The following is a 26,955-nucleotide window of genomic DNA, read 5'->3' as shown; positions in this document are numbered from 1 at the left end:
CATCACAATAAAAAGATCCGAACGCTTCATCGTTCGGATCTTCTTTTAACTAGAACAGGTTTGTTCCAGCCTTTTTATTAAAATGTAATAACGTCTTTTGTACCTTGCTTTTGGTAGCCTGTTTTTAACAGCTTCACTTCTTTATCCGCTGGCAAGTTGGTAAATACAACCGGTGTCACAATAGACGGTGCATGCTTTTTAACATACTCTAAATCCACCTGTAAAAGCGGTGTTCCTTGTTGAACGCTGTCACCTTCTTGAACAAGCGCTTCGAATCCTTCTCCTTTTAAATTCACGGTATCTAATCCAACGTGAATCAGGATTTCAATTCCTTCTACTGTTTTTAAGCCAATCGCATGTTTTGTTGGGAACACGGTCATGACTTCACCGTTAATCGGTGATACGAGCGTTCCTTCAATCGGTTCAATCGCAAAGCCGTCGCCCATCATCTTTTGTGAAAACACTTGATCTTCCACTTCACTAAGCGGCTTTACAACGCCTTCAAACGGTAACACAAACTCTGTGTGTGCATCTGTTTGAACAGCCTGTTGTTCAACAGGTGCAGCGGTTGACGCTGTACCGTATTTAACTAATTGATTCATTGCGTCTGCAACAAACTCTACTTCTGTTCCGACAATGACTTGAACATTTGTTTTGCTGAGCTTCATGATTCCTCTCGCTCCGTGACGCTTTAAGGCAGATTCGTTAATGTTGCCGGCATCAGCTACTTGTAAGCGAAGACGAGTCGCACAGTTATCAATTACGGTTAAGTTTTCTTTTCCGCCTAAATCTTCAATAAAATAAGACGCCATATCCACATATTTATCGCCTGTTGCCACAACCGTTTCGTTTGATGTGTCTACTTCTTCATCATCTTCACGTCCCGGTGTTTTTAAATTTAATGCTTTGATCAGCGTGTAGAAAATGACAAAATAAATGATCGCATATACAATTCCAATTCCCGCTAACAGCAGCGGTTTTTGTGAAATTCCATAGTTTAAGAAGAAATCAATGGCCCCTGCTGAAAATCCAAATCCAGCGTGAATGCCAAGAGCAACGGCTAAAGCCATCGAAATTCCTGTTAAAACGGCATGAATAACGTATAATAGCGGTGCTACGAACATAAATAGAAATTCAATTGGTTCCGTAATTCCCGTTAAAAAAGAAGTAACAGCAAGTCCAATTAACATACCGCTGACTTGTTTGCGCTTTTCTTTTTTAGCTGCTGCAATCATCGCAAGCGCAGCTGCCGGTAAACCAAACATCATAACCGGGAAGAATCCAGACATGAATGTTCCTGCCGTTGGATCTCCTTTAAAGAAGCGATTCAAATCTCCCGTTACGCCGTGATAGTCTCCGAACACAAACCATACTAAGCTGTTTAACACGTGATGCAGTCCAATTGGAATTAGTAGACGGTTTAAAAATCCGTATATACCTGCACCAAGCGCTCCTGCTCCTGTAATCCACGTTCCTAAGTTGTTAATTTGATCTTGAATCGGCGGCCAAATAACACCAAAGATTCCTGCGAGCGCAAGCATAACAACTGAAGTAATAATCGGTACAAACCGCTTTCCTGCAAAGAAGCCGAGCCACTCTGGGAGCTTAATCGCTGAGAAACGATTGTATAGTAAACCAGCCGTTACCCCTGAGACAATCCCTCCGAGTACACCCATGTTAATATCTTTATCAATAGCTACAGTCCCTTTTGTTAACACAAAATAACCAACTACTCCGGCAAGTGCTGCTGCGCCGCTTCCATCTTTTGAAAGCCCTACAGCAATTCCGAGTGCAAACAGTAGTGCTAAATTCGCAAAAATCGCATCTCCGGCTTGAGCCATAAATGGAATATCTAATAAGTCCTTTTGACCCAAACGAAGAAGCAATGCCGCAGCAGGTAATACTGCGATTGGCAGCATAAGCGATTTACCAATACGTTGTAAAAAATTCAGCATGTTTCTATCCCCTTTGTATAACGTATTTAATCCGATGTTACGAGCAAGGATTTTCGTAACAATATTTATCGGATGACAAGTTACCGCATTCACCCCGGCCTATGATTACATCATCAGCTGAAATAAAGGCGGTTTTACTGCATGGACTCATACTAGCACACAAAATATATAGTTGTCTATACCAATTTTCTTTTTAAAAACCTTTCTATATCAACGTTAAAAGCCCTTACAAAACTTTCTAATTCACAAAAAAGAGTTAACTGGTCTAGACAACTATTCCAAAAAGCGTTACACTTAAATCAATACAACGAGCAAAGGAGTGTATGTATGGATACACATTCATCCATCATTATTTATAATGTAACCGTTTATAGTGAAAATCAGACATTAAAAAACGGGTATATTAAACTAACGAACAAGAAAATTACTGAAATCGGAGAGATCCATCAATACGTACGTCAAACGAAAGACCATGTAATTGAACTTTCTCCTTCCTATAAAGTTATTCCTGGTGCCATTGACGTGCATATTCATGGCGTTAACAATGCGGACGCTATGGACGGTACGGCAGAAGCATTAAAAACAATGGCGCGCACGCTTCCAAAAGAAGGTACAACAAGCTTTTTAGCAACTACTATGACGCAGTCGAATGAAGCGGTTGAAAAAGCACTTCGCAACGCGGGCGCCTATATCGAAGAGCAAACAAGCACCGATGCTGAAGTAGTTGGTATTCACTTAGAAGGTCCGTTTATTTCACCGAAACGTGCGGGCGCGCAGCCTCCTACTCACATTCAAGATCCGAATGTGGCACTATTTCAAGAGTGGCAAAAAGCAGCCGGAGGACATATTAAACTTGTTACATTAGCTCCGGAGCAGCCAAACGGCTTAGCGCTTACTTCTTATTTAAAAGAAACAAACGTCGTCGCTTCTATCGGCCACTCCGACAGCACATATGATCAAGTCGGTGAAGCTATTGAAGCAGGAGCTTCTCATATTACGCACTTATATAACGGCATGCGCGGTCTTCACCATAGAGAGCCCGGCGTATTGGGCGCCGCTTATTTGAGAGATGAATTATTTGTAGAGCTGATTACAGACGGCATCCACTGCCGACCTGAAATGGTCAAGCTTGCGTACGATCAAATCACAAGTGAACGCATGATTCTTATCACGGATTCTCTTCGTGCCAAATGGCTAAAAAACGGTACTTATGATTTAGGAGGACAGCCTGTTCACGTAAACGACACAACGGCTACCCTTGCAGATGGAACATTAGCAGGAAGCATCTTAAAGATGAACGATGCAATAAAAAACACGATGAGCTTTACGAACTGCTCATTAGAAGACATCGTAAAAATGACTGCTGAAAACCCAGCAAAACAGCTTAATCTGTTTGATACAAAAGGAAGTCTCAAAATTGGAAAAGATGCGGATATCGTGGTGTTAAATGAAAACCTAGATGTTGAAATGACATTTTGCCGAGGCACATTGAGCTTTCAAAAGGAGGACTAACAATGAATATCATCCAAGTGAAAAACTACAGTGAAATGAGTGCAAAAGCAGCTGATATGCTGATTAGCAAACTTCATGAAAAGCCAAATATGAATCTGGGACTTGCAACGGGAGGCACGCCGAAAGGATTATATGATCGTTTAATTCAAGATCATAAAGAGCACGGTACGTCTTACAAACACGTTACTTCCTTTAACTTAGATGAATATGTCGGAATGAAGCCGCAAGATCCAAACAGCTACCACTACTATATGGCAGATGCGTTATTTAATCACATTGATATTGACGTAAGCAACACGCACGTTCCTAACGGCCTAGCTGATACGCCTGAAGAAGAATGCCGCCGCTACGATGAGATGATTCAAAATCACGGAGGCATTGACCTTCAGATTCTTGGAATCGGCCAAAACGGACATATTGGCTTTAACGAACCTGGTACGTCATTCAACTCTCCTACTCATATTGTGACATTAGAAGAGTCAACGCGAAAAGCGAATGCGCGCTACTTTAATTCTCTTGACGAAGTGCCTACTCAAGCTATTACAATGGGAATTGAGTCGATTATGAAAAGCAAAGAAATTTTACTGCTTATCTCCGGTGAAGCCAAAGCAGAAGCGATGTATCAGCTGCTTAACGGAGAAATCACAGAAGAATTTCCTGCTTCTATTTTAAAGAAGCATCACAGTGTTACAATTATTGCGGACCAAGAAGCTTTAAGTAAAGTATCGACTACGGTTTAATTTATAGCCTCCTCGTCTCTTTTAGATGAGGGGGTTTACATAAAGGAGAGAAATCACGTGATTGATAAAAGCTCACCTCTTCCGATTTATTATCAAATTGAAGAAAAGTTAAAAAAACAAATTGAAAACGGAGAGTTAAAACCAAATGATTCGCTTCCTTCTGAACGAGAGTTTGCAGAACGATTTGAAATCAGCAGAATGACCGTTCGCCAAGCAATTAACAATTTAGTAAACGACGGTTATTTATATCGTCAAAAAGGCCGCGGTACCTTTGTATCTGAAAAAAAACTTGAGCAGCAGCTCGTTGGATTAACGAGTTTTACAGAAGATATGAAAGCGCGCGGAATGGTGCCAAGCAGTAAATTGCTAAGTTTTGAAATCATTGCGGCTTCAGAAAAAATTGCCGAGCAGCTGCAAATTTCTCTTCATGCGCCTGTTTATGAAATCAAGCGCATTCGTTTAGCTGACGACGTGCCAATGGCGCTCGAAAGCGTGTATGTATCGGCTAACTTAGTCAAAGGATTAACAGAATCCATTGTTAATGACTCTCTCTACCGCTATATTGAAGAAGAGCTCGGGCTGAAAATTGGCGAAGCCAATCAAACGTTAGAATCCATTTTAGCTTCTGAAACCGAAGTGAAGCATCTTAGAATCAGCTCATATTCACCCGTTCTATTAATTCAAAGAAATACGTATTTGCAAGACGGCACGCCGCTTGAAGTGGTGAAATCTTCGTACCGAGCAGACCGCTATAAGTTTACGATTAACATGACACGATCTTAACTAAGGAGTTTTTTTATGTCTAGTTTATATCTACAGGAACTAACAAAACTGCTTGCTAAAGTGGAGGCGCATGAACAGCAGGCAATAGAATCCGCAGCCGAGAAAATCTCACAGCAATTAGCTTCTCATCACCTCATTCATTTATTTGGATGCGGTCATTCTCATATTTTAACGGAAGAAGTGTTTTACCGTTCTGGAGGGCTTGCGCCGATTCATCCTATTTTTGTGGAAGAACTGATGCTTCATAAAGGAGCTTCGCGCTCTTCACAGCTAGAGCGTAAAAACGACTATGCCTCCACCTTTATGGAAAAAGAAGATATCGTACCAGGCGATATCATGATTGTCATTTCTACATCGGGCGTAAATCCCGTTCCGATTGATGTAGCTTTAATTGCAAAAGAAAAAGGCGCCTTTGTTATCGGGCTTACCTCTCCTTCTTATGCCACGAGCCGGGCTTCGCGACATAAAACCGGAAAATACCTTCATGATGTCGTGGATCTTGTTATTAATAATCATATTCCAAAAGGAGACGTTCTTCTTCATCAGCAAGACATTTCCTTCGCTTCTGGTTCTACTGTAATTGGAGGCGCTATCTTAAACGATATTTTATCTATAACCATTCAAAAACTGCTCAGCCGCGGCATCACGCCTCCTGTCTTTTTAAGCGGAAACATGGAAGGTTCAGATGAACATAACCAGCGGTTGATTGATGCTTACAAAGGAAGAATTACTGCCCTATAACAGCCCCTGCGGCTGTTTTTTTTGCATAAAAAAAAAGATGCTTAAAAGCATCTCATCAAAGTCGGACCGTACGATTTGGACTAGATCTCCTCTTTATCAGTAGAAGTCTTGTTCACAGCACCATAACCTACTTATCCGACATAATTACTATGTTTAACACAAGTATACTCTTTTATACCTTAGGTGTCAAATAAGTTATAAGAAATTTCGTAGTGCATTCATTTAAAGATTTTTTTTCGGTAATGTTCCAGCTGGCTTTTAGCTTCTTTCATAATTGCTGTATGTATGATTTCATCCGTGATGTTAGAATAATTGTCTCCGTACTGATAGTCATCTATCATATCACTAATTTCAAGCCAACCTACTAACTCCCTCGGACAGTCGAGTTCAATGAACATGGTGTATAAGTGATCGGCTTCTGTTAGCGCCCTCTCTTCATGCTGCACAATTGTTTGAAGCCTAGTATAGATCAGGTAATCTGTACATTCCTGTTCACTCGGTTCCGATAAGGAAAGCTCTTTTAAAGTACGCTGAAAATAATCTTCTATTTCAAAGAGATTATAAGGTGGACGAAGAGAAACTAAAATAGAAAGAGATACAGAATCCTGTTCATGTTCCAGCATAGAAAGTGCCCATGGTAAATAATGTTTTTCCGCTGTGACACTCTTTTGATAAATGTAATAAAAGAGCTCGCGTGTATCCATAGAACTCCTCCTCCCTTTTTCATGCCGACACAATTTCAAATAGTTTACCATATCTATAAATTTTATCTACAGCTTTCTGCCAAAGTTTTGTATAAGATTTTTTGCCGCATCTCACAAAAAAGAACCTGCATCAAAACTGATGCAGGTTCTTCCCTTCATATCATGCTAATTATTTCATGTTCATTTGCCCTTGTGGGGCCCTTTCGCTACGTATATCGGTTCATAACGAGAGTGCCAATTGTCAGATCAGAATATCTGCTTTTCATGTGAGGTAATACGTTTGCTGAAGTTGCTGTTAAGTATTCCAAAACTAAACCAGTCCCTTCATGAAGCTAAGTATTTACCTTTCACAGTAGCTTTGTCTTATAGTATTTGTGTAGCAAACTTTGATTAAATAAGCGAAAATAGACCGATATGACAAAACACTACAAATGTAGCTTTTTCGTGAGAACGGGTAAATTCCTTTATTATAAAAATACAAAGCATGATATACTTTTTACGTATTAATAGCAATAAAAAGATACCTAGCAATTTCTTAGATATTATTCTGTCAAATATGTGTTCAGCAGTCAATGTTTATTGAGTGCTGAACACATATTTGTTTACCCGTAAAAACTGTCTTGCTATATAAATTCCCACCCATACATAAACTTTAAGACATTACCAAATTTTGAAAGAGCTTTAAATATATAAGCATTTTGAATATGACGTAGTATGGTAGAGAAATGAGAAAAGGTGGAGGAAAATATTACACCGAAAAAGAAGTTAATAAAAGTTTATTAAAATAAAACGCCTCTTATTATTGCTACAAAATTACACTCATATTTTCATCTTTATAATCTATTATTATATCAAGCCGTAATTACCCATTTACAATCATCCTCCTGCTAGAGGCAAGCTTATAATTCACTAGAAACATCTATCTTATAGTTTAAAATGCCTGGACAATTGGATTCCTTACATAAATTGCTTCACCATCATTTAAATTTTTTACATCTACCTCAATTATATAAGACTTTAACCTAGGCAATTTGTTGATATATCCATTAGCAACTGTTTGAAAATAAGAGGTCCATTCCAATGGAACATTCGACAAAGGAACGATATCAGTTACATATTCTGTATTAGATGTTATATTTTCGTAATACTTTTTAATTAAGGAACCATCTAAAACAAGATGTTCTTTCAATTGCCCGCCTCGTAATTTAATAGTAATCTTTCCAGACACACTCCCCGAAGCTTTAATATCTAGTGTAATAGGCATGACCCCACTAGCAATTGTTACATTATAAGAAAACGTAACAGTAGGGATAAAATTATTATTGAGCTTTGTTATTTTAAAAGCTTTCTCAGTATTATCCCATTCTACTTTTACTGTGCTATTTGTCCACTGATCAGTTAGATTAGTTAGTGGAGCTGAAACTGGATACGGGCAAGAAACGGATGGAAGTCCTTTAATATTTTGAATATCTTCATATCGCCTATTAAACAATAAATTATCATTTTTTTCCGATAAATTCATAAAGAAAGGTAGGGAATCCGTAAACCCACAAGCCTTTAGAGTATATTTTGCTCGTCCTTGTATCAATTCGCTCCTAGTAAACTTCAAATTAACGAATGTAACTTTACTAAAGTTTACCTGACAAGATCCAGAGGTGCTTTTAATCAAACTCTCTAAATCCGTTGTATCTCGATCTACCACATTCCCAGCATAAAATACTACTTTTGAAAAATTTAGCATATGAGATCCTTCCATGCTTATCCACCATTTAATATCTGGATTACTTTTATTATACTCATTATTTAAAGATGCTTTGTTATGAGCAGCTTCAATATGAGTTGTTTCAAAATTAGTAACTCCATTATGTCCAACTGTCAGAAAGGTTCCACCATACCAATAATCAATAGAGATATCCTTAAAGTTTAGAGAGCCCGCTTGTAATTTATTATAAATACAAGTTTCCCACGCCCCTCCAATCATACCTCCAATAAAAGTAATATTTTCACCATAATCATAGTTAATACGTCCAGAGCTATCTGGCTCAGTATTTAATACCCCAGCATCGTTAGGATGTAATACTTTTATGACAGTCTTACATAATCTGTGAGATAAATTTTCAATTCTTATTAAAAAAGCCGAGGAGCCAAATAAATAGAAATAAGGAATTAACCTGCCTGTAATATTTCTAAGTAAAACATTAGCTGAGTTGTGAGTATTATTTCCTTCAGAACTTAATTCTTTTGGTGTTTCGAATAAAAATAGCACTGTATTTTTAGATTTAACTGCTTCTTCAGATAGAGTTGTTTCAAAGTTAAAACCATCGAATACAGGGTGATTCCAGTTCATTTCATTAGAATTTACTTTGGTATTTTGAAAGTTAAAAATATAAGGAGTATTAATGGAAACGCTTTCTGTAACATCGAAGGTTACCGAACCATTAGCAACGAAGTAGACTTTAGTAGCATCAATAATTTTAGAACCACTATATCTATATTTTCCAGTAGGGAATTCGAACTTTACTTTATGTGTTTGAGCTTGAGCATAATCAATAGCTGCATTAATAGCGTCTGTCCAATCCCATTGCTCCCTAGGTAAAGTTTGATAACCTGGAACTAAGAAGGTATACGAATAAATATTAATCCCTTGATTTTCAAACTCATTCTTTAGTTTGTTTGTAATATCTATATTTTCAGGTTTAATAATATATGAATTACTAGGTGTGTTATTGCTTATTTTATGGTTGCTTAAAAATTCCTCTCCTGCACTGGGACACACTATACCATCATCATTTAGTCCCATATCTACAACTTCACTAGGTTGAGGAGTAGATTCAACAAAATTATTCGTTCCTTTTTTTTCAGAATCTTTTTTCATTTCAACACTTTCGGTAAATGTTTCGAAGTGATTGTAAAATTTACCGTTATACTTCTCAAAAGCAATATATCCAACACATTTTTCTTTAATATTCTCTAAATTAGGAATAAAAAAAATCCTTTGCTCATTATTCATAGGGAATTTCTCTACATTACCATTTGGATACGTTATAATAAATTCGATAAGCATATCTCCTAAGCCAACAATATCACTAGCACTAATTTCAAAATGTACTATATATTCATTTAATATCGTGGCTTGTTTCTCTATGCCCACACTCTTATTGCTAATCATTTTAACCTGAACAGTAGATCCTCTTAAATGAAGAAGTTCTCCATTTTCTCTTCGAAATTTAAATCCTAAAGACGTAAAACCCTCGCGTTTAATTATCGAACCATCCAATACTTGTTCCACTGAATTTCCTGCCTGATACATAGTAATTGCCTCCAAATTGATTTGATTTAATTTATATTATGCATTTAACAGAATCTTGTCCCATTATTTCGCCCTATAACCCAAAAAATTCACAAATCAATCTAATTTATAATCATTCTCCCAATTATGTAATAAATGATGCTCCACTTTGATTGTATCCTCAGGTGGAGATGAGAAGGGTAATACAGTTCTTTATACATAATAATCAACAGATGGAGCTTTTTCATGCTAAACTCCTAGAAATAAGGTTAATAAAGTTATCTTTTTATTGCTTTATTTAGGTTTGCTTAATAAATTCTAAATGCTTTCTTCTACAATCTCTATCAATTAAAGAGTATTTCACTTCGTCAGAATAGTACAAACTAAAGATATAGAAGAAAACCTATATAACTTAAGTTTTTTTTCTATATCTTACAAATAAGAACCTGCACCAAAACTGATGCAGGTTCTTATTTTCCAATCATACTCATTATTTCATGTTCATTTTTCCTTGTGAGGCCCTCTCGCTACCTATATCTGTTCATAACTAGGGTGCCAATCGTCAAATTAGAATATGCGCTTTTCGTGTGAAGTAATAAGTTTGCTGAAGTTGCTTCTAAGTACTCCAAACTAAACCAGTCCCTTCATTGAGCCAAGTATTCACCTTTCACAGCAGCACTGAGAAAATATTTACTGGATCTGTACTATTTGTACACCACGTCTCGATTTAGTGAAATAAAGAAATTTTCACTAAAGGAACATAACCATCAACAACCTAATATAAATGGAGCTTTACCCCTTCATGAGAAGCTGTGAATCCAAGCTTTTGATAAAAACGCAAAGCCTCTGACCGTTCCTTGTCGGTTGTTAATTGTACTAACTGACAATTACGTTCTTTCGCTCGTTCAATCGCCCATGTAATCAGCTGATAGCCAACCCCTTTTCCGCGCTGTGACGAAGCGGTTCGAACTCCTTCAATCGTGGCTCTCCACCCGCCTTGTCGTGCAATGTGGGGCGTAAAGGTTATTTGTTGAACACCTATTACTTCACTATCTTTACATGCGACAATCAGTTCATTGTTTGGATCCGCATCAATTGCCTGAAATGCTTGCACATAACAGTCTGGAAGCGGTAATTCGTAGCGTTCTCGTTTGCTTCCGAGCATATCATCAGCGAGCATTCCAACAATTTGATCTAAATCTTCCCGCACTGCTTCTCTAAAGGTTATCTCTCCCATTTCACACAGCACCTTTCCCGTGTCTATTTATGATATTAAAAAGAACACTGACGAACAAGCTCAGAATCGACGCCAAGAACAAAGCGACCGCTAAAGCACCAAGACCCATTCCTTCAAAGCCGCCAACTCCAAATATGCTATATAGAAATAGAAATATGCTTATTAGCATGCTGCTAAGTGAAATTCCGTACTGCACGGGCGAGTTCTTTCTATAGAAGAAATACGACGCACCAAAAAGCAGCACAAAGAAAGCACCCATTAATCCAAATAAAGAAATCATTTACACCCTCCTCCCTCTTCAAAAAAGGAATTTATATCCATTATATACTATCATTTTTATTTATTCTATCTATATTAATAGCCCTGCAGCCACAACTAAATAGACATGACCAAAGCGGCCATGTCTATTTTTCTACTATATTATTAAAAAGAAAGTTCTTTGAACCAAAAAGAATAAGGGGCTAAGCAAGCTTCATCAATTTCATTCATACGTTTTTTGCATCGCTGCAGCACCTCAGCAGGAATGTGTCTCTCTAAGTATGCAGATTCTCCGTTAGCTTGAATCGTTTCTTCTACTAGCTCTTCAAACACATCTAAGCATGCTAAAAACTGCGGGAAAGTTGTATTCACGAAACGCTCGCAGTCATCGTTGGACGTATCGAGCAGCACAACCGAACCGTTTTTTTGATGAAGACAAATTGGATCTCCAGCGCCTGTTGTTCCTAAAAACCAATAGTGCTGGTAGCGAGATGATAACTCAAATGTTTCGCATAGCGTTGTTAGCTTGCCTTTGGATGAAACGAACTCTAGAAATGGTGAAGCTTCTTTGGGCAATCCTTTCTCTGTTAGCAACTTCTTTGTCTCTTTATCAATATCAAGGGGTGCAAGCTGTTCGGCATCAAACTTCATTCGTTTTTCTTGTCGTTGCATCACATTTGACAACTTCTTTCACTCCTTTTCACCATTTGCTCTTTCTTTGCTTTTGTTTATTATAAAAGAAATCCAGCTCGTATTATATGCTACAAATGAACTTAATTAGACTGAAATTTTTTCCAATCTTTATTTATATAGCCCGATTTGCTCTTTATAAACACAGGTAAAAAGAAACCGCTCAGATTTTCTCCAACAGATTCTGCTTTTAAAAATAATTCTCATTCCCTTCTTTCCTTTTCAACGTACTTTCGCCTCTGATAAACAGGCTCAATCTTTATTATTCCAATTTTTTCTACTTTTTGCAACCAGGACTTATCTCACCATTTCTTATACGAGATTAATAACTTGACAAAATACTAAAATAAGCAACAGTAATTATTTACAAGTTTTTAAACTTTATGGTTTAATAGGTATGTAATTCCTGTTTTTTACTATATTTTTTTGGAGGTTTAACATGAAAAAAGGGTCAATTTATCGTTTTATTGCTTTTGCTTTAATGTTCACCTTGTGTTTTAGCCAATTAGGCTTACTGAAAACACAAGCGGCAGGCAATCCTCCTGCTAATGAAAAAACATTAAGCATTGGTAAAGCAGCAAAAGGAACATTTACAGAACCAGAACAAACACATTGGTACAAAATTAATCCTTCTAAGCAAGAGGTAGCAAAGTTTTCACACTACAGAATTAAGCTTCAAAGTGATGATGAAGTAAATATCACAATTTACTCTAGTCTTGAAGATGCCAAAAACAACGTGGCATTTGACCGTTATATGGGATACTCTTACAAAGATGAGCCTGCTCAGCTAGATTTTCCAATCGCTTGGACAGGTCCTTATTATGTAAAGGTTGAATATTACGGAGATGAAGATATCATCATCGAAGACGATACAGAAGAAGATGGAAAAAAACCTTCTGAACCTCAACCGGAATTAAAAACAGAAGTTCCTTACACAATCGGCTATGAAGGCGCTTCACTTCCTCCTTCTCAAATGATGGAAGAAGAATGCCCGGCTGAATTAAGTACAAGCCAAAAAGAAAACGGAAAAGGTATTTTAAAAGATTTGCGTACAATTCGTGACGCTGTGCTTTCAAAAACAGCAAGCGGAAAGGACCTTTCTTCTCTTTACTACAAAGCCGCTCCGTTTATCAGCTCTAAAATGATTATTGATAAATCGATGCGCGAACAAGTATACAAAGATTTAGTTCAGCTAAAGGGTCTATTTACAGATGTGGCGAAAAACGGCGCATCAAGCACATATATGATCACAAGTGCTGATCAAAAAGCAATCAATGATTTATACAGCATCGCTTATAAATCTGTTCCGACTGCTTTAAAGAAAGATTTAGAAAAAGTAGCAGCGCAGACAAAATTAAAAGACGTAACGGACTTAAACGTATCGTCTGTATTAGTAAGAGCTAAATTAGTCAGCGCAAACAGCGTTTCAACAAAAGCTGAAACTCGCTATATTGTTAAATTAAAAGATGGTGCAAATGCTAAATCATTTAAAACAAAAGCACAGTCAAAATCAGCAAGCATTGAATCTATTAATCCATTGAAACAATCAGCCGCTTCTTTTGATAATATGTTTGTTATTCAATTAGATGACAGCAATGGAAAAAGCTTCAGCACGTCATCTGCTCAAGGTAAAATGACGGCAAAACAAATTCAGGCACTTCCTGAAACTGAATTTATCGAGCCGGTTCAAGAGTACCACGCTCTTTCGATGGATTCACAATATCCGTATCAATGGTCATTAAACAACACGGGTAAAAATGATGGCACTCAACATGCCGATATTCAATATGAATCGCTTGAAAAATTACTAAACGGTCAAAAATTAAAAGATACGGTTATTGCCGTTGCCGATACGGGCGTCGATTCATCACTAGCTGATTTAAAAGGCGTAGTGGATACAAAGACAGGCTATAACTACGTGGATCGTTCGTCAAATGCAACTGACGACAACGGACACGGAACTCACGTAGCTGGTATTATCGCAGCCTCTGCAAATAATAACTATTCAATGGCCGGCATTAATTCTCACGCTAAAATTTTACCGGTTAAAATTCTAGACGCATCTGGAAGCGGAGATACAGAACAAATTGCGTACGGTATTAAATACGCGGTTGATCACGGTGCAAAAGTTATTAACTTAAGCCTTGGCGGATCTTACAGCCGCGTGCTTGAATATTCATTAAAATATGCATACGACCATAACGTAACGGTTGTAGCAGCAAGCGGAAACGACGGTATGGAAGAGCTCTCGTACCCTGCTTCATCTGCCTATGCGATTTCAGTAGGCGCATCAAACCGTTTAGATATCGTATCTGACTACTCAAACTATGGAAAAGGATTAGATATTACAGCTCCAGGCTCTGATATTCCAAGTCTTGTTCCAGACGGAAACGTTACTTATTTAAGCGGAACATCAATGGCAACACCTCACGTGGCAGCCGTTGCGGGATTATTGCTATCACAAAACCCAGGCTTAAAGCCAAAAGACGTTGAAAAACGCCTAACGGATACAGCTAAAGATATTAAATTCGATGAAAAAGATGCTCCTGTATACGATGACGAAGAAAGTCCAGCAGAACCTCCTGCTCCAGGCTACGATTACGTATCAGGATGGGGACGTTTAAATGCGTACAGCGCGGTAAGTGCACAGCAGCTGCAAGCGCAGGTAAATACATTTGTCAGCACGCAAAAAACAGTAACAGGTAAAGCTCAAAGCGGTTCAACTGTTAAAGTAATGAACGGCTCAAAAACACTTGGCACAGCCAAAGCTGATGCAAAAAATACGTTCTCTATGAACATTCCAGCTCAAAAAGCTGATACCGTTTTACAAGTGGTTGTAACAAACGGTAAAGCAAGTACAAGCATTCGTGCAGTTGTTCAAAAAGCACCTGCCAAACCAGCCTTAAAAGCCGTAACGAATAAAGATGAGTATGTAACAGGAACGTCTAAAGCGAATTTTACTGTAAATGTTAAAAACAGCGCCAAAAAAGTGATTGCTTCAGCAAAAGCTGACGCAAAAGGCGCGTTCAAAGTAAAAATTCCAAAACAAAAAGAAAACACAGTCTTGTACATCACAGCTACAAATAGCCAAAAACAAGAAAGTGAAGAAGTAAAAGTAACGGTGCGTGACGTTATTGCTCCAAATGCACCTAAAGTGAATCCAGTCAGCGACGCGGATACAGCTATTAAAGGAACAACAGAAGCAAACGCGTCCGTTGTAGCGAAAGTAAACAATAAAGAAATTGGCAAAGCAAAAGCCAATGCAAAAGGTCAGTACAGCATTGCCATTAAAAAACAAAAAGCAGGTACAGCAATCAGCGTAACAGCAGCAGACGCAGCCAACAACACAAGTAAAGCTACGACTGTAAAAGTAAGCGATAAAACACCCCCTGCTGCACCAAGCGTAAATGCTGTCACAACAAAAAGCACGGCTGTAACGGGTAAAGCAGAAGCAAATTCTACCGTAACAGTAACAGTAAACAAAAAAAGCATTGGCTCTGCTGCTGCTAACAGCAAAGGACAATACTCAGTAAAAATTAAAAAGCAAAAAGAAAAAACAGTTTTAAGCGTAACAGCAAAAGACAAAGCAAATAATACGAGTAAAGCAACAACAAAAACGGTGACAAAATAAAGCAAAAAGGCGCTTGGCTTATGGCCAAGTGCCTTTTTGTTATAACAGCTGTTTGTTTTTAAAGTATTTCCACATTCCCCACGTTAACACAATTAACATAACGATAATAACAGCAGTAGCCCAGTGGGAATTTTGATATGGAATCGGTACGTTCATTCCGAAAAATCCGGTTACGAACGTTAGCGGAAGCATAATCGTTGAAATTAACGTTAAGACATTCAGCTTTTCAGATGAAGTTGCATTGGTAATAGAATAATACGTATCAAGTGCACTGTTTACGAGGTCTCTAAACGTTTCGGCAGAGTCTACAATACGCTCTAAGTGGTCAAGCAAATCAATGTAGAAAGGAACATTTTCTTCTCGTATGTCGAATTTCCACTTTCCATTAACCGTTAAGAAAATTCGGCGCTGAGGCAGAATAACGCGCCGGATTAAGATAATCGTTCTTTTTAAAGCCAAGAACTCTTCCGTCACTCCGCGCACTTCTTTGTTGTAGATCTCATCTTCTAATTCATCAATACGCATGTCAATTCGGTCTAAAATCGGAAAGTATTCGTCCGTGATGCCATCAATCAAAGCATATAGTAAAAAGTCGGCGCCGCGGTTCATAAACTTCGGATAGCGTGAGCACACGGCATCCATTTTGCGAAGCCAGCCCATTTTATGTTTATGAATCGTCACTACGTAATTTGATCCGACAAAGGCATTTAACTCAAGCGTCGTAATCTCGTCATCACTTTCTTCGTTATAGCGAAGCGCGTGAAAAACGAAAAATTTATAATCTTCGTAATCATCCATTTTAGCGCGAGGACTGTCGTGTAAGCAGTCTTCAATCGCCAATGGGTGAAAATCGAATAATTTAGCAATTTGAGCAAGCTCTTGTCCGTGGACATCATACAAATCAATCCACAGCAAATTATCAGGATTGCGCAATTTCTCATGCACGTCTCCTAAATCAAGATTCGTTACCATTTCTTTTGTTTCATCATCATATAAGTATGTTTTAATCATTGATTTTTCACCTCACATCATTGAGGCATTAAGGAGTATTTTCCTTTGTTGAAATGAGAGGAACATATACACCTTTGTTGCCCCTATCTTGTTTTGCAGTAACCTTCATCGAAATGGGGTCATCAGTGCCCATTCATCTCACCTCCTAATTAGTTGAAGGAACGCTGACTTGTAATACAGCTACTTCACAAAGTTTAATTTTAACATACAATCCAACTCTAGCGTAGCGCTTTTTTCAAAACCTTTTCCTCTCTATTTAAAGTTTCAAACAAAACTTCCGATACTATAAAAGCAGTTATTATACTTCTTACGAATGCCTAACTAATATACCCGCTATTTAATAATCCGATAGTACTCACAATCGGCAACCGGTAGTACATAAGGCCACTTGAATCCTCCCACAAAGGTTCACCTAATCGTAGGCCACCAACCCCGCAAGGGGGGTGACCTACGATTAGGTCTAGAATATCTACCATGGCCGGTCTATGGCCATGGTAGATATTCTACATCGATAAACATTATATGGGGGATGGGGAAAAACGTGTAGGAATTTTTAGACTTTCATCGAATACTTACTTAACAAACTTAGATTACGAAAAGGACTGATGATACATGCATTTTAAACGTGAAGAACCGTTTCGCTTTTTATTCGAGACTCCCATTGTTGGAACGTTTTCCATTGCTAAATACGACAACAAAGAAATCGATTCTAAGCCAGGTCCTTTGTCTGTTATCGACCTTTCACCAAAAGGAATCAAAATAATTACGCCGCTTGATTTACCTATTTTCAACCATCAAATTCAGCTAAAAATCAGCTTTTATTTAAATGAAAAACCCATCCATATTACCGGACTTTGCGTGTGGAAAGAAAAACGGCACACCGAATACCTTTATGGCATTGAAGCGTTTAACGATGTGGAAGAACAAGCAATCTTAATTACGGAACTCAAAACCTACGCCAAGAAAAAGCAAGATAAGTAATAAAAATAGCGCTCATTTGTTTTACTCCCCTTTTAAGATGGCAATACTACGAACGACTTCGATAGAAAAAGGTGAGACGATGAGCAGCAAAGCAAAAAAAGAGTGCATTGGCGGTCTCGTACTATTTTTACTCGTCAGTTTTGTCAGCATCACATTTGCAGGCTATCATACGGTGAAAGCTGCCGTTGATCAAACGTATGTACCGCTTGAGCATGGTAACAAAACACACGTCAATTTGAAAAAAGGGCAACCGTTTTCCCTGCTTTTAATTCAAGAAAACCATCAAAATACGTCATTTGTGTATATGACTGTTAATAAACAGCATGAATCAATAAAGATGACCCACTTGCCAGGGTCAACTCAGCTCGGCAATGAAACACTGCGAACTATTTATCACCAAGGAAATATGAATGCTGTTGTAAAGAAAGTCGAAACGTATGCAAAGCTTCCTGTTGATTATTATGTCAAGACGGATCAGCAGTCAGTCGTCGATGCTGTAGATAAATTAGGCGGCATTATCGTCACAAACAAACGTGCTTTTGAACATAGCAACATTGTTTTTCCAAAAGGATCCATTCGCCTTAACGGAAAAGAAGCGCTTGTTTTTTTAAAGGAGCGTAATGAGCAAGACATCTTTACTGCCCATGAAAGACAGCTGTCTGTAGCGAAAGCTATTTTCAGTCAAGCAGCTACGATTCCCAATGTTGCAAAGCTGCATTCCCTTGTATTTACGCTGGCTGATCACATTGAAACCAATGCAACATTTAATGATATCAAACGGATTCAAAAAACCTACAAACCGGCAGTTTCCCATGTAGATAAGCAGCAGTTTCCGCAAAACGAATGGAACCAAAAACAAGTCACAACGCGACTGCATAAGCACTTAGAACGTGAAGAGCTGTTTTTATAAAAGACGCCTCACGAAAAAACCATTGACCACAGGCTCAATGGTTTTTTATATTACTTATCTTCAGCAGGCACCACTTTTTCATTTATTTTAACCACAATTCTTTCATCCTGTTCATCCTTAAGATAGCTCTTTTGATAAAAAGAATGATTATTAGGCGGTCCAATCACAACTGTATCCGTAATCGGAGCGACGGCTTCTGCTACTTCGCTTGCACTTACTCCGTATGCTTTTTGAAACACGATCGGAGGCGTTAAGCGCAGCACGTCGGATCCTTCTGTAGACTCAAATTGATCGTTGTTAAAAAAGAGATGCAGATGCGCTTCTTCCGATAGCGGTTCAATCCAATGCCACCAGCCCATCGGTATAAAAACAACTTCGCCTTCTTTTATTCGGTAATTGTGCATGCTGCTTGTATCAGGGTCCAAAATAGATACCTGCACTTCACCTGAAACGACAACATCTAATTCCCACGCATTTGGATGCCAGTGCGGTTCTCTCATATGCCCTTTCGTCATATATAAATCAACAAAAGCACCTCCGAGCATAGCAGGCAGCTGAGTTGAGGTTAGTTGATACGCTATATTTTGGTCGTTTCGTTTGAACAGGACATTTTGCTTATAATTCACTGACAGATTAGGCGTTCCTGAGCTTTTTTTGATATTTGAATTATCCGGCACAAATCCAGATTTACTCATAGTGTCATACCCTCTTTTCATTAAAAAGTTATATGCACTATCCTATTAAAACTCTTAGCTAAGGGTGTTTTAATTAGAAAAAATAAAAAACGAGCGTTTCCGCTCGTTTTTTATCCGACAAGACGTTCAATTTTCTTTTTCTTCCATACAAATTGATAATAGCTGTACTGCAGGATTAAGCTGACCACAAACGCCGCTGGATATCCAATCCAAATCCCTTTGATTTCAAGAGACGTGAACTGCGATAACACGTAGGCTACGGGCACTTCTACACACCAAATCGCCATAATACTAAATACCGTAGGCCAAAGCACCGTACCGCTTGCTCGCATCGTAGCGGTAATAATTTGCGCATGACCGAAAATCAAATAGCTCCAAAGCGTTATCACTAACAGCTCTTCGGCAATATGGAGCGTGTGCTGACTTGTTAAAAACAGTGCTAAAATTTGATTAGAAAAGAGATAAATAAGTAAAATCAACACGCTGCCAATAACGTAATTCAGCATAATTCCAGAGCGAATCACTTCTTTTAAACGCTCAAATTTATTGGCACCAATCGACTGCGCCGCAAAAATAGAAACCGCAATTCCTAAGCTGATTGCCGGCATTTGTACATAGCTTGCCACTTGGTTCACCGCTCCGTACGCCGCTGTAGCGTCTGAGCCAAATCCGTTTACAAACGTAATAACCGCAATTTCAGAAAGAGAAACTAAAATCATATTGATACTCGCGGGAATCCCTAAACGCATAAGCAGTTTTAAAAGCGTTCCGTCCATTTTTAATGAAATAGAGGAGTCAAACTTTAACGGATGATTTTTCTTGCGCAAATAAATGATCATAATAATGAACGTTAATACGGTTGAAAACACCGTTGCGTACGCAGCGCCGTACACTCCAAGCTTTGGCACTCCGATCCATCCAAAAATTAAAATCGGAAGAAAAATGAGGTTTAAGACCGTACTCACAACTAAAAAGTAAAAAGGCGTTTTAGAGTCGCCGGTTCCGCGCATAAACGTCGTATAAACAAAGTATAAAAACAAAACAGGAATCGCCACAAACAAAATGCGCGCATAGTGAACCGTTACATCAATAATATTAGCGGGCGTCCCCATAATCCGAAGAATCTCCGGAGCAAATATGCTTCCCAAAACAGCAAGCACAATTCCGACTAAAAATGTAAACGTGAGCGTGGTACCGATAATTTCTTTGACTCGTTTTTCATTTTGTGCCCCGTACGCTTGCCCGATTAAAATGGAACTTCCTGACCCAATTCCAATTGAAAACGACACAAGCAGAAAAAACAGAGGAAAAAAAGCGGAAATAGCGGCTAACGCATCAACTCCAAGCGCTCTTCCGACAATAATACTCCCCGCCAGCTGCCCAACGGACTGCATGGCGTTACTTAACATGAGCGGAATCAAAAACACAAGCATCAGCTTACTGACGGATTTTTCCGATTCCACTACTTCACTTTTCACATCTTGATTCTTCACACCTATTTCTCCTTTGTATCAGCTTTCGGCGAATGATAGCCTTTTTCGCCGTAAGGCTGCAGCTTCTCTAACCATTTCGCTTCTAGTTTCAGCAAATCCTTTTTTGAAAGTGCTTTTTCTTCTTCTCTTTTAATCGTTTCCAACATCTCAATTGAAAAAGCATCCGCTCCGTACGTATTCCACTCGTTTTGAAGCTCTTTATTTTGATGAGTGTTCGTCTTTAACGTGAACTTTACGCCGTTTAACGTTTTGATGTTAGGCGTAGAGCCAATGTAAATCTTATCGTTTTGAAGGTTTTTAATTTGATACACGCCGCCTTCTGTTTTTACTTCTTTCGCTAGCTGCTTCATTTGTTTTTTATAGTCTTTCGAATCAGTACTCATCTCTGTCTCTCCTTTTCTCCAGTAGCTGCTTCCGTCTGCGCTGCGCTCTAAGAAACCGTACTCAATTAAATAGCGTCGCAGCACCGCATAGTCGTCATAAAAAGGTGTTAACCTATCATTTACTTCTTTTTCGGTATACGTGCTACCAAAATCAAAATGCCCGCTTAATTCTTCAAGAACAACAAGACGGTGTTTTTCTTGCAAATGAAAAGTACGAAGCGGTCCGTTTAAACCTTGAGGAAAATTCTTCGCTAAAATTTTTTCACGCTCTTCATCACTGACGCTGTAGCGCTGACTTCTTCTAGTCGCCGTATTTGTTACAGGTACCGCCTTCTCTTCTTCCCCGTCGTTTAACAGTTCCATCAGCGTTAAAAACACTTTTGCCTGACGCTCTTTTTTCTTTAACGTAAAGCGGTGATTCCGAATGGTGGATGAACTGCCGATTCCCATTTCTTTTTGAATATCACTATCGCTTTTTCCTTCTTTAAAAAACTTCACTAAATTTTTTTGATGATCAGAAAGACCGGTTACCTCTTTATCTAGCCCTATTAAATGATGAAATACAGATCCGTGCTGCTGTTCCACATGAAGCTTCATATAGCGTTTTGCTTCATAAAAAACACCTTCCACCGGATAAATAATGCCTTTTTCAATACTTTCACCGCACAGTAAGCAGTGGTAGTGATCTTCGCTTTCCCCGTACCCTTTCTTCATATCTTCAAAAGATGATTCCCAAAACAAGTCGTTTACCATTTAAATAGACACCTTTCTATTTTGTTTATCGATTTATAAACAAATATATTATATGTTTATTATTATGTCAATCTTACGTTTATGATACATAAAAAAGGTTGAGACATAACGAAATGAATCCAACCTAAAGATGAACAAACGGGATACACGAGCTCGTATAGATCGCTTATGACACCGCAGTTAATTTCCATGCAAGACTTCGCTTTCCGCGGGCGGCCGCTGAGCCTCCTCGTCGCTTTCGCTCCTGCGGGGTCTCATCTGCTCCGCTTTTCCCGCAGGAGTCTTCGCCTTGCCCTCCAATCAACTGCTAGAAAGACCTACACATATGAAACCTACGTTTACCATAACTAAAAAAAAACGATCCACTAATCAAACACATTGATCAATGGATCGTTTTTCACTTGGGCTAAAATAATTTCGTCCCTGTCTCTTTATTCCATTCACTCAAATACGGAAAATCCTTAGATACGACAGGCTCATCATTCAAAAGCGTAATTAACTCCAAGCTGTTACCGTCAGGGTCATTAAAGTACACGCAAGCCGCCGGCATCCACGTATGAACAATTGGCTCTGTTTGAGGCTTTCCAAACGACGTTTCTTCCGGCTCAATACCTTTTGAACGCAGCCACGTTAACGCTTCATGAATATCTGCTGCTTCAATTCCAAAAGCAAAATGACTTCTTTTTAACTCTTTTTCGTTTGTTTCCCAAAGCCCGAGCATCTGCTTTTGTTCCCCAACAAAGAAAAAAGCACAGCGCCGCTCTTCAATTTTATGAACAAACGTCAGCCCAAGACGTCTATAAAACTCAATCGAATCCTCCAAACTCCGCACCTGCACATGCGTCTCATAAATACTCTTAATCATAGCCTCTCCTCCATCCTTTCCTACTACTATAAGCCATTTCACACCAAACAGCTTCCTAACAAAGAATGAAAAGTCATCAGTCTTAAGAACGAGAAACCCTCAAACAAACGTACAGCTTGGAAATCCCGAAGAGCACTATGGGTTTGACTTTGAATTTGACTTTGACTAAGGGTTTGAGGCTACCCCGCAAGGGGTGCCTCAAACCCTTAGGTCTAGAAAAAACCTCATGGCTGCACTTTAGCCATGAGGTTTTTTCTACATCGATAAATTAAGCGTGGGCTTTTGCGAGGCCGATACAGATACCGCCTGAAATAATCAGTACACTCGCAAGAGATACATAGAATAATTGACGCTTCGTTTTCTTTTCTCCCAAGAAGACAATACCGCCAAAAATTGAAATAACGATACCCATTTGCGATAATGAAAAGCTTGTTGCTACGCCTAGTCTTGATTGAGATAAGAATAAGAACATATTTCCAGATGCCCAGATTAGACCTGGTAAGATATTACGAATCGTATATTTGTTAAATGGCTTATGTTTGTATGTAATGATTAAACCGCCAATTAACATACCAATTGCTTGCGGGAATAGTGCTGCCCATGCGTCTACGTTAAAGATACGTGCGATAACTACGTAAACTAAGAATCCAAGACTTGAAATGATAAGAGTGATAACTCCTTTTTTCGTTTGTCCTGGAGTCCCTTGTGCCCCTTCTTTTTTACCGTCTAATGAAGAAAGCACAACGCCTGCTAGTATTAAAAGAATTGCAATAGATCCAAGTACAATCGTTTGAAGCGTTGACCATTCTTTAAATACAATAACACCAAAAAGAGCTGTTGATACTAATTGCATACCCGTTGAAATCGGCATTGACTTCGAAACGCCAAGGTATGGAACACTTTTAAACTGATTGCTTTGACCTACTGACCAGAACAAACCTGAAACAATTCCGACAATAACAAGCGTTGGCGTTAACACCGGCTGCACAATCATAAACTGAACAAATGAAAGAATCAAAGCTCCAATAATTGTTCCCAGCGTTTGACTGTAAGGTCCACCGCCCATCTTCATACTAACTAAAATCATGCTTCCCCACGCAACGGAAGGAAGAACACCTAGCAAAATATCCATCTTTCTCTTAACCTACTTTCCTATTTCTAATCTATGTACATCGTATGTAACGACCTGCTGCTTTTCTTTCATCAAGGGCCAAGCACTTATACTCCCTTGAATATTCCCCAAAAGGTCTAGAAAATATATAACGTTTTCATAAATAGTGGTAAAACTGCTACTTTTTGCTGCTCGTATTATACTAACACGAACATTTATTGTTTAGCTAGAAATTTTTTTGATTATTTTTTAAAAATAGAAAAAATTTTTTTCTTCTTGCTCCGCAGCTCGCTTTTTCCTCTTATGTGATCTGCAATCAGCAGAAACGGACGCCTCTGCTGATTGAAAATAAGAAGAGATAAAGCCTTTTCATTTTAGTTAGCTACAGGCTTACAAAATTGCTCTACTACTTCTTTGGCTGGAATGGAACTGATCGCACCTTTTCCAGTTGTCGTTAAGGCACCGCTTGCATTTGCAAAGCGCAAAATAGCATCGTGGTCGCGGTCAAGAATAGCCGTTAAGTTTTCTTGTGACACATCGCGGCTTAATAGCTGATAAAGGAATCCGCCAATAAACGCATCTCCTGCACCTGTTGTATCAACAACTGCTACTTTGTAACCGTTTGATTCATAGACAGCTTCTTTTGTATAAAGCGTTGCGCCTTCTGCACCTTTTGTGAACACAACTACTTGAACGTCACCTGTAAATAGAGACTGAATCGCTTGCTGTTCATCTTCAATGCCTGTGATAAACGCTAGCTCGTCGTCTGAAATTTTGACAATGTGCGCTTGAGGAATAAATTCTAAAATCGTTTGACGGCATAGCTCATGGTCTTTCCACAGTGGAAGACGTACATTTGGATCAAAGCTGATAACGCCGCCTTTTTCTTTCATGCTTTTAATCGCTTTCATATGAGCGTATTTCATAGGACTTTCAACTAAATCAACCGAACAGAAATGAAGAAGATCGTTGCTTGCAAACCAATCAGGGTTAATTTCGTCTTCAGTTAGCAATAAATCTGCTGAAGGATTACGATAGAAGCTGAAATCTCTTTCTCCGTCTTCACGCAGAGAAACAAAAGCTAAAGCTGTGTTTGCTTCTTCTGTACGATAGACCATATCAGTACCTACTCCTACTTCACGAAGCGTATCTACTAGAAAGTCTCCAAACGCATCTTCTCCAACTTTTGTAATAAGCGCTGACTCATTACCGTATGTAGCAACAACTGCCGCAACGTTTGCCGGCGCTCCGCCTGGCACACGCGTAAACGATTCCACTTCTTTTAATTGAAGACCTTTTTGAGCTGGAATCATATCAATTAATACTTCACCGATACTAAATAACTTACCCATTCTATTCACCTTACTTTTCTTTTTTGTCATATTGTCATACTATCATACTATGTTCCAAAAAATCCTTAAATCAAATTATACGTCCCAAACATCTTTTTCGTAAAGAGAAATTTCCCATTTTTTTAAAAAAAATCGTAAATTATAGTTTTTTTCTGACAATCCTTTATTGGCCAAATCCCTTCCATCCCTTGTCAAATCTGGGATTAAAATGACTTTCTTACATAAAGATAGAGGGATAAAAAAAGCAATGTCCAGTTTTAACTGTTTATCTACTCATTTTTCGTTCGACATTTCTTCTCTTATTTCCTGTTTATTCGCCTCGGATATGCAAATAATGATAAAATTTCGTGTTTTTACCCCTATTTAAGAAGGAATAGCTTAAAACGTGTCGAATAGACTTAGGTAGGTATATGACATTATGTATGTTACACTAAATACAAGGCAAGGAAGGGAGAATCAGTCATGAAAATCAATGTTTTTCTAGACGACTATCGCAAATGCCCTGACGGTCATGTTTTAGCCGAAACGATTGATGAATGTATTGATCTTTTAAGATCATTCGATGTTGAACATTTGTCACTCGATCACGATTTACTCAGCAAGACACGGAATGGATTAATGCTCGTGCATTTTATGGTAAAGCATCATTTATATGCCGATCGAATTACGATTCACTCCGCCAATCATTTAGGCAGCAAAGCAATGTACAACTGCTTTAAGGAAGCTCAAAAAGAGCATAAAATGCCAAACAACATTAAAATTCTAAGATGCCCTCTGCCTCTTCGATGATATCTGCACCCTCACACATTCATTTCAACAGAATCTGTCCGATTCAATTCTCACAGACATCCTGTTTCTATAAAATGAAGAACAATACTGCTTGTTCGATACGTATAGATGTGAATACGCTTTAAGCAGTTTATATTATATAGAAGAAACCGCTCTAAAATACCGTGATGATAGCTTTAAAAAGCAGACTATATGGTACAAAGAGCGGTTTTTGCTATTTAGACAGTTTTGCAGAATCCAAATCAGCTGAGAGAGCAGCCGGCTGTTTTTTAACTTCTTTTAGCTGCCTAGCGTTCACGAACCAGTAAATGCTTCCTACAAACAGTCCTCCCCCTACGATGTTTCCGAGTGTAACAGGAATTAAATTATGCAATAGTCCAGCAGCCGAAATCGCATCTGGATGCGGAAGCAATAAGGCTAGACCAAGAAACGTCATATTTGCCACGCTGTGCTCGTATCCTGAAGCAACAAATGCAAACAGCATCCAAAAAATAAGCATGATCTTTGCCGCATCGCTTTTAGTGCGCGAAGCGGTCCAAATCGCCAGACAAACAAGCCAGTTGCAAAGGATGCCCCGAAAAAACAATTCACTGACCGGCAAATTCATTTTTTTAGCTGCCAGCGCCATAAGTAAATGATTAGGTTCAATTCCTTTAAACAAACCGGTTCCGGTAATTAACAAACAAAGCCCAAACGCACCTATCGCATTTCCGATAAAACACCACGTCCAGTTTTTAAACGTATCTTTCCATGTCGTGACTCCTGATAGCGTACTGACCGTATAAACCATATGATTCCCCGTAAACAATTCGGCTCCTGCAAATACAACAAGCAGGAGAGCAACAGCAAATGTTAACCCCATCACAAGAGAAACAACCGGTAAAGAAGCAGAAGCTAAAGGCCCTCCTACCGATAGAGCTAATATAACACCAAGTCCTACGTAAGCACCCGCTAGCACGGCTAAAAGCAAATAACTCGGCAAATGATCATTCATAAGCTTCGTTTTTTCACGGGCTAACTCATTCATTGACTGCAGTGAATTCTTAAGCAAAAGTGTTTCCTCCTTTTATTC

23 protein-coding genes are annotated in these 26,955 nt (G+C 38.7%); 8 read left to right on the top strand and 15 right to left on the bottom strand.

The genetic code is table 11. The features are described from left to right. Nucleotides 1–77: 77 nt before the first annotated feature. Nucleotides 78–1,955 carry an N-acetylglucosamine-specific PTS transporter subunit IIBC gene (gene nagE, locus U9R83_RS05950; RefSeq protein WP_328575156.1) on the bottom strand — a complete coding sequence of 626 codons (1,878 nt, stop codon included), beginning with the start codon at nt 1,953–1,955 and terminating at the stop codon, nt 78–80. Between the two features lie 327 nt (nt 1,956–2,282). Here nagE and nagA point away from each other — a divergent pair, with 327 nt between their 5' ends. Genes nagA through U9R83_RS05930 form a run of 4 tightly spaced genes read left to right on the top strand, consistent with a single transcriptional unit; the run spans nt 2,283 to nt 5,731 of the window. Further along, the gene (gene nagA, locus U9R83_RS05945; protein ID WP_014461148.1) at nt 2,283–3,467 is read left to right on the top strand and encodes an N-acetylglucosamine-6-phosphate deacetylase; all 1,185 of its coding nucleotides are present in this window, start codon (nt 2,283–2,285) and stop codon (nt 3,465–3,467) included. A gap of 2 nt (nt 3,468–3,469) precedes the next feature. Beyond that, nucleotides 3,470–4,207 (top strand): glucosamine-6-phosphate deaminase, encoded by a 738-nt coding sequence (gene nagB, locus U9R83_RS05940; protein WP_116737511.1) that lies wholly within the window; start codon nt 3,470–3,472, stop codon nt 4,205–4,207. A gap of 57 nt (nt 4,208–4,264) precedes the next feature. Beyond that, nucleotides 4,265–4,990: a GntR family transcriptional regulator gene (locus tag U9R83_RS05935; RefSeq protein WP_328575155.1), complete on the top strand. Its 726-nt coding sequence runs from the start codon at nt 4,265–4,267 to the stop codon at nt 4,988–4,990. A gap of 15 nt (nt 4,991–5,005) precedes the next feature. Further along, a complete protein-coding gene (locus U9R83_RS05930) occupies nt 5,006–5,731 on the top strand; it encodes an SIS domain-containing protein (protein ID WP_028414226.1) in 726 nt (241 codons plus the stop codon). A 218-nt stretch (nt 5,732–5,949) separates the two neighbouring features. Here the strand turns inward: U9R83_RS05930 and U9R83_RS05925 are convergent, their stop codons facing one another. From U9R83_RS05925 to U9R83_RS05905, 5 genes are all read right to left on the bottom strand, one after another. Further along, on the bottom strand, nt 5,950–6,435 hold the full coding sequence (locus tag U9R83_RS05925; protein WP_328575154.1) for a hypothetical protein: 486 nt from the start codon (nt 6,433–6,435) through the stop codon (nt 5,950–5,952). A 931-nt stretch (nt 6,436–7,366) separates the two neighbouring features. Continuing rightward, nucleotides 7,367–9,745 (bottom strand): hypothetical protein, encoded by a 2,379-nt coding sequence (locus U9R83_RS05920; RefSeq protein ID WP_328575153.1) that lies wholly within the window; start codon nt 9,743–9,745, stop codon nt 7,367–7,369. Nucleotides 9,746–10,499: 754 nt separating this feature from the next. Next, nucleotides 10,500–10,961, bottom strand: a complete 462-nt coding sequence (locus tag U9R83_RS05915; RefSeq protein WP_328575152.1) for a GNAT family N-acetyltransferase — start codon at nt 10,959–10,961, stop codon at nt 10,500–10,502. A gap of 1 nt (nt 10,962) precedes the next feature. Continuing rightward, the gene (locus U9R83_RS05910; protein ID WP_014461152.1) at nt 10,963–11,241 is read right to left on the bottom strand and encodes a YesK-like family protein; all 279 of its coding nucleotides are present in this window, start codon (nt 11,239–11,241) and stop codon (nt 10,963–10,965) included. Between the two features lie 143 nt (nt 11,242–11,384). After that, a complete protein-coding gene (locus tag U9R83_RS05905) occupies nt 11,385–11,894 on the bottom strand; it encodes an SUKH-4 family immunity protein (RefSeq protein ID WP_223546654.1) in 510 nt (169 codons plus the stop codon). A 454-nt stretch (nt 11,895–12,348) separates the two neighbouring features. Between U9R83_RS05905 and U9R83_RS05900 the strand changes: the two genes are divergently transcribed. Continuing rightward, nucleotides 12,349–15,540, top strand: a complete 3,192-nt coding sequence (locus U9R83_RS05900) for a S8 family peptidase (RefSeq protein WP_328575151.1) — start codon at nt 12,349–12,351, stop codon at nt 15,538–15,540. A 39-nt stretch (nt 15,541–15,579) separates the two neighbouring features. Here the strand turns inward: U9R83_RS05900 and corA are convergent, their stop codons facing one another. Continuing rightward, nucleotides 15,580–16,551 carry a magnesium/cobalt transporter CorA gene (corA, locus tag U9R83_RS05895; RefSeq protein WP_013055874.1) on the bottom strand — a complete coding sequence of 324 codons (972 nt, stop codon included), beginning with the start codon at nt 16,549–16,551 and terminating at the stop codon, nt 15,580–15,582. A gap of 612 nt (nt 16,552–17,163) precedes the next feature. Between corA and U9R83_RS05890 the strand changes: the two genes are divergently transcribed. Both U9R83_RS05890 and U9R83_RS05885 read left to right on the top strand, forming a co-directional pair. Beyond that, nucleotides 17,164–17,532 carry a PilZ domain-containing protein gene (locus U9R83_RS05890; RefSeq protein WP_115653295.1) on the top strand — a complete coding sequence of 123 codons (369 nt, stop codon included), beginning with the start codon at nt 17,164–17,166 and terminating at the stop codon, nt 17,530–17,532. A 79-nt stretch (nt 17,533–17,611) separates the two neighbouring features. Beyond that, the gene (locus U9R83_RS05885) at nt 17,612–18,442 is read left to right on the top strand and encodes an LCP family glycopolymer transferase (RefSeq protein WP_328575150.1); all 831 of its coding nucleotides are present in this window, start codon (nt 17,612–17,614) and stop codon (nt 18,440–18,442) included. A 50-nt stretch (nt 18,443–18,492) separates the two neighbouring features. On the opposite strand, the gene U9R83_RS05880 is transcribed toward U9R83_RS05885, so the two are convergent. The 7 genes from U9R83_RS05880 to U9R83_RS05850 all read right to left on the bottom strand — a co-directional run bounded on the left by U9R83_RS05880 (nt 18,493) and on the right by U9R83_RS05850 (nt 25,094). Then, nucleotides 18,493–19,137 carry a cupin domain-containing protein gene (locus tag U9R83_RS05880; protein ID WP_014461158.1) on the bottom strand — a complete coding sequence of 215 codons (645 nt, stop codon included), beginning with the start codon at nt 19,135–19,137 and terminating at the stop codon, nt 18,493–18,495. 110 nt (nt 19,138–19,247) lie between these two features. Beyond that, nucleotides 19,248–20,570, bottom strand: coding sequence for an MATE family efflux transporter (locus U9R83_RS05875; RefSeq protein ID WP_205689713.1), 1,323 nt, complete (start codon nt 20,568–20,570; stop codon nt 19,248–19,250). Nucleotides 20,571–20,632: 62 nt separating this feature from the next. Next, complete coding sequence (locus U9R83_RS05870; RefSeq protein ID WP_328575149.1) at nt 20,633–21,766, bottom strand: DUF2087 domain-containing protein; 1,134 nt, start codon at nt 21,764–21,766, stop codon at nt 20,633–20,635. Nucleotides 21,767–21,932: 166 nt separating this feature from the next. After that, nucleotides 21,933–22,070, bottom strand: coding sequence for a hypothetical protein (locus U9R83_RS05865; protein ID WP_275211438.1), 138 nt, complete (start codon nt 22,068–22,070; stop codon nt 21,933–21,935). A gap of 102 nt (nt 22,071–22,172) precedes the next feature. Then, nucleotides 22,173–22,631: a VOC family protein gene (locus tag U9R83_RS05860; protein ID WP_289578800.1), complete on the bottom strand. Its 459-nt coding sequence runs from the start codon at nt 22,629–22,631 to the stop codon at nt 22,173–22,175. A gap of 268 nt (nt 22,632–22,899) precedes the next feature. Next, nucleotides 22,900–23,763: a GRP family sugar transporter gene (locus U9R83_RS05855; protein WP_014461163.1), complete on the bottom strand. Its 864-nt coding sequence runs from the start codon at nt 23,761–23,763 to the stop codon at nt 22,900–22,902. A 353-nt stretch (nt 23,764–24,116) separates the two neighbouring features. Continuing rightward, nucleotides 24,117–25,094, bottom strand: coding sequence for a carbohydrate kinase family protein (locus U9R83_RS05850; protein WP_289578799.1), 978 nt, complete (start codon nt 25,092–25,094; stop codon nt 24,117–24,119). Between the two features lie 462 nt (nt 25,095–25,556). On the opposite strand from U9R83_RS05850, the gene U9R83_RS05845 reads away from it, so the two are divergent. After that, entirely contained in the window at nt 25,557–25,883 is a 327-nt protein-coding gene (locus tag U9R83_RS05845) for a cyclic-phosphate processing receiver domain-containing protein (RefSeq protein ID WP_014461165.1), read from the top strand. A gap of 214 nt (nt 25,884–26,097) precedes the next feature. Here U9R83_RS05845 and U9R83_RS05840 read toward each other — a convergent pair whose 3' ends face one another. Beyond that, nucleotides 26,098–26,934: a formate/nitrite transporter family protein gene (locus tag U9R83_RS05840; protein WP_328575148.1), complete on the bottom strand. Its 837-nt coding sequence runs from the start codon at nt 26,932–26,934 to the stop codon at nt 26,098–26,100. Between the last annotated feature and the right edge of the window lie 21 nt (nt 26,935–26,955).

The sequence above is a fragment of the Priestia sp. LL-8 genome (genome assembly GCF_036227845.1).
GTDB lineage: Bacteria > Bacillota > Bacilli > Bacillales > Bacillaceae_H > Priestia > Priestia zanthoxyli.
This window is presented reverse-complemented; position numbering and strand designations above follow the sequence as displayed.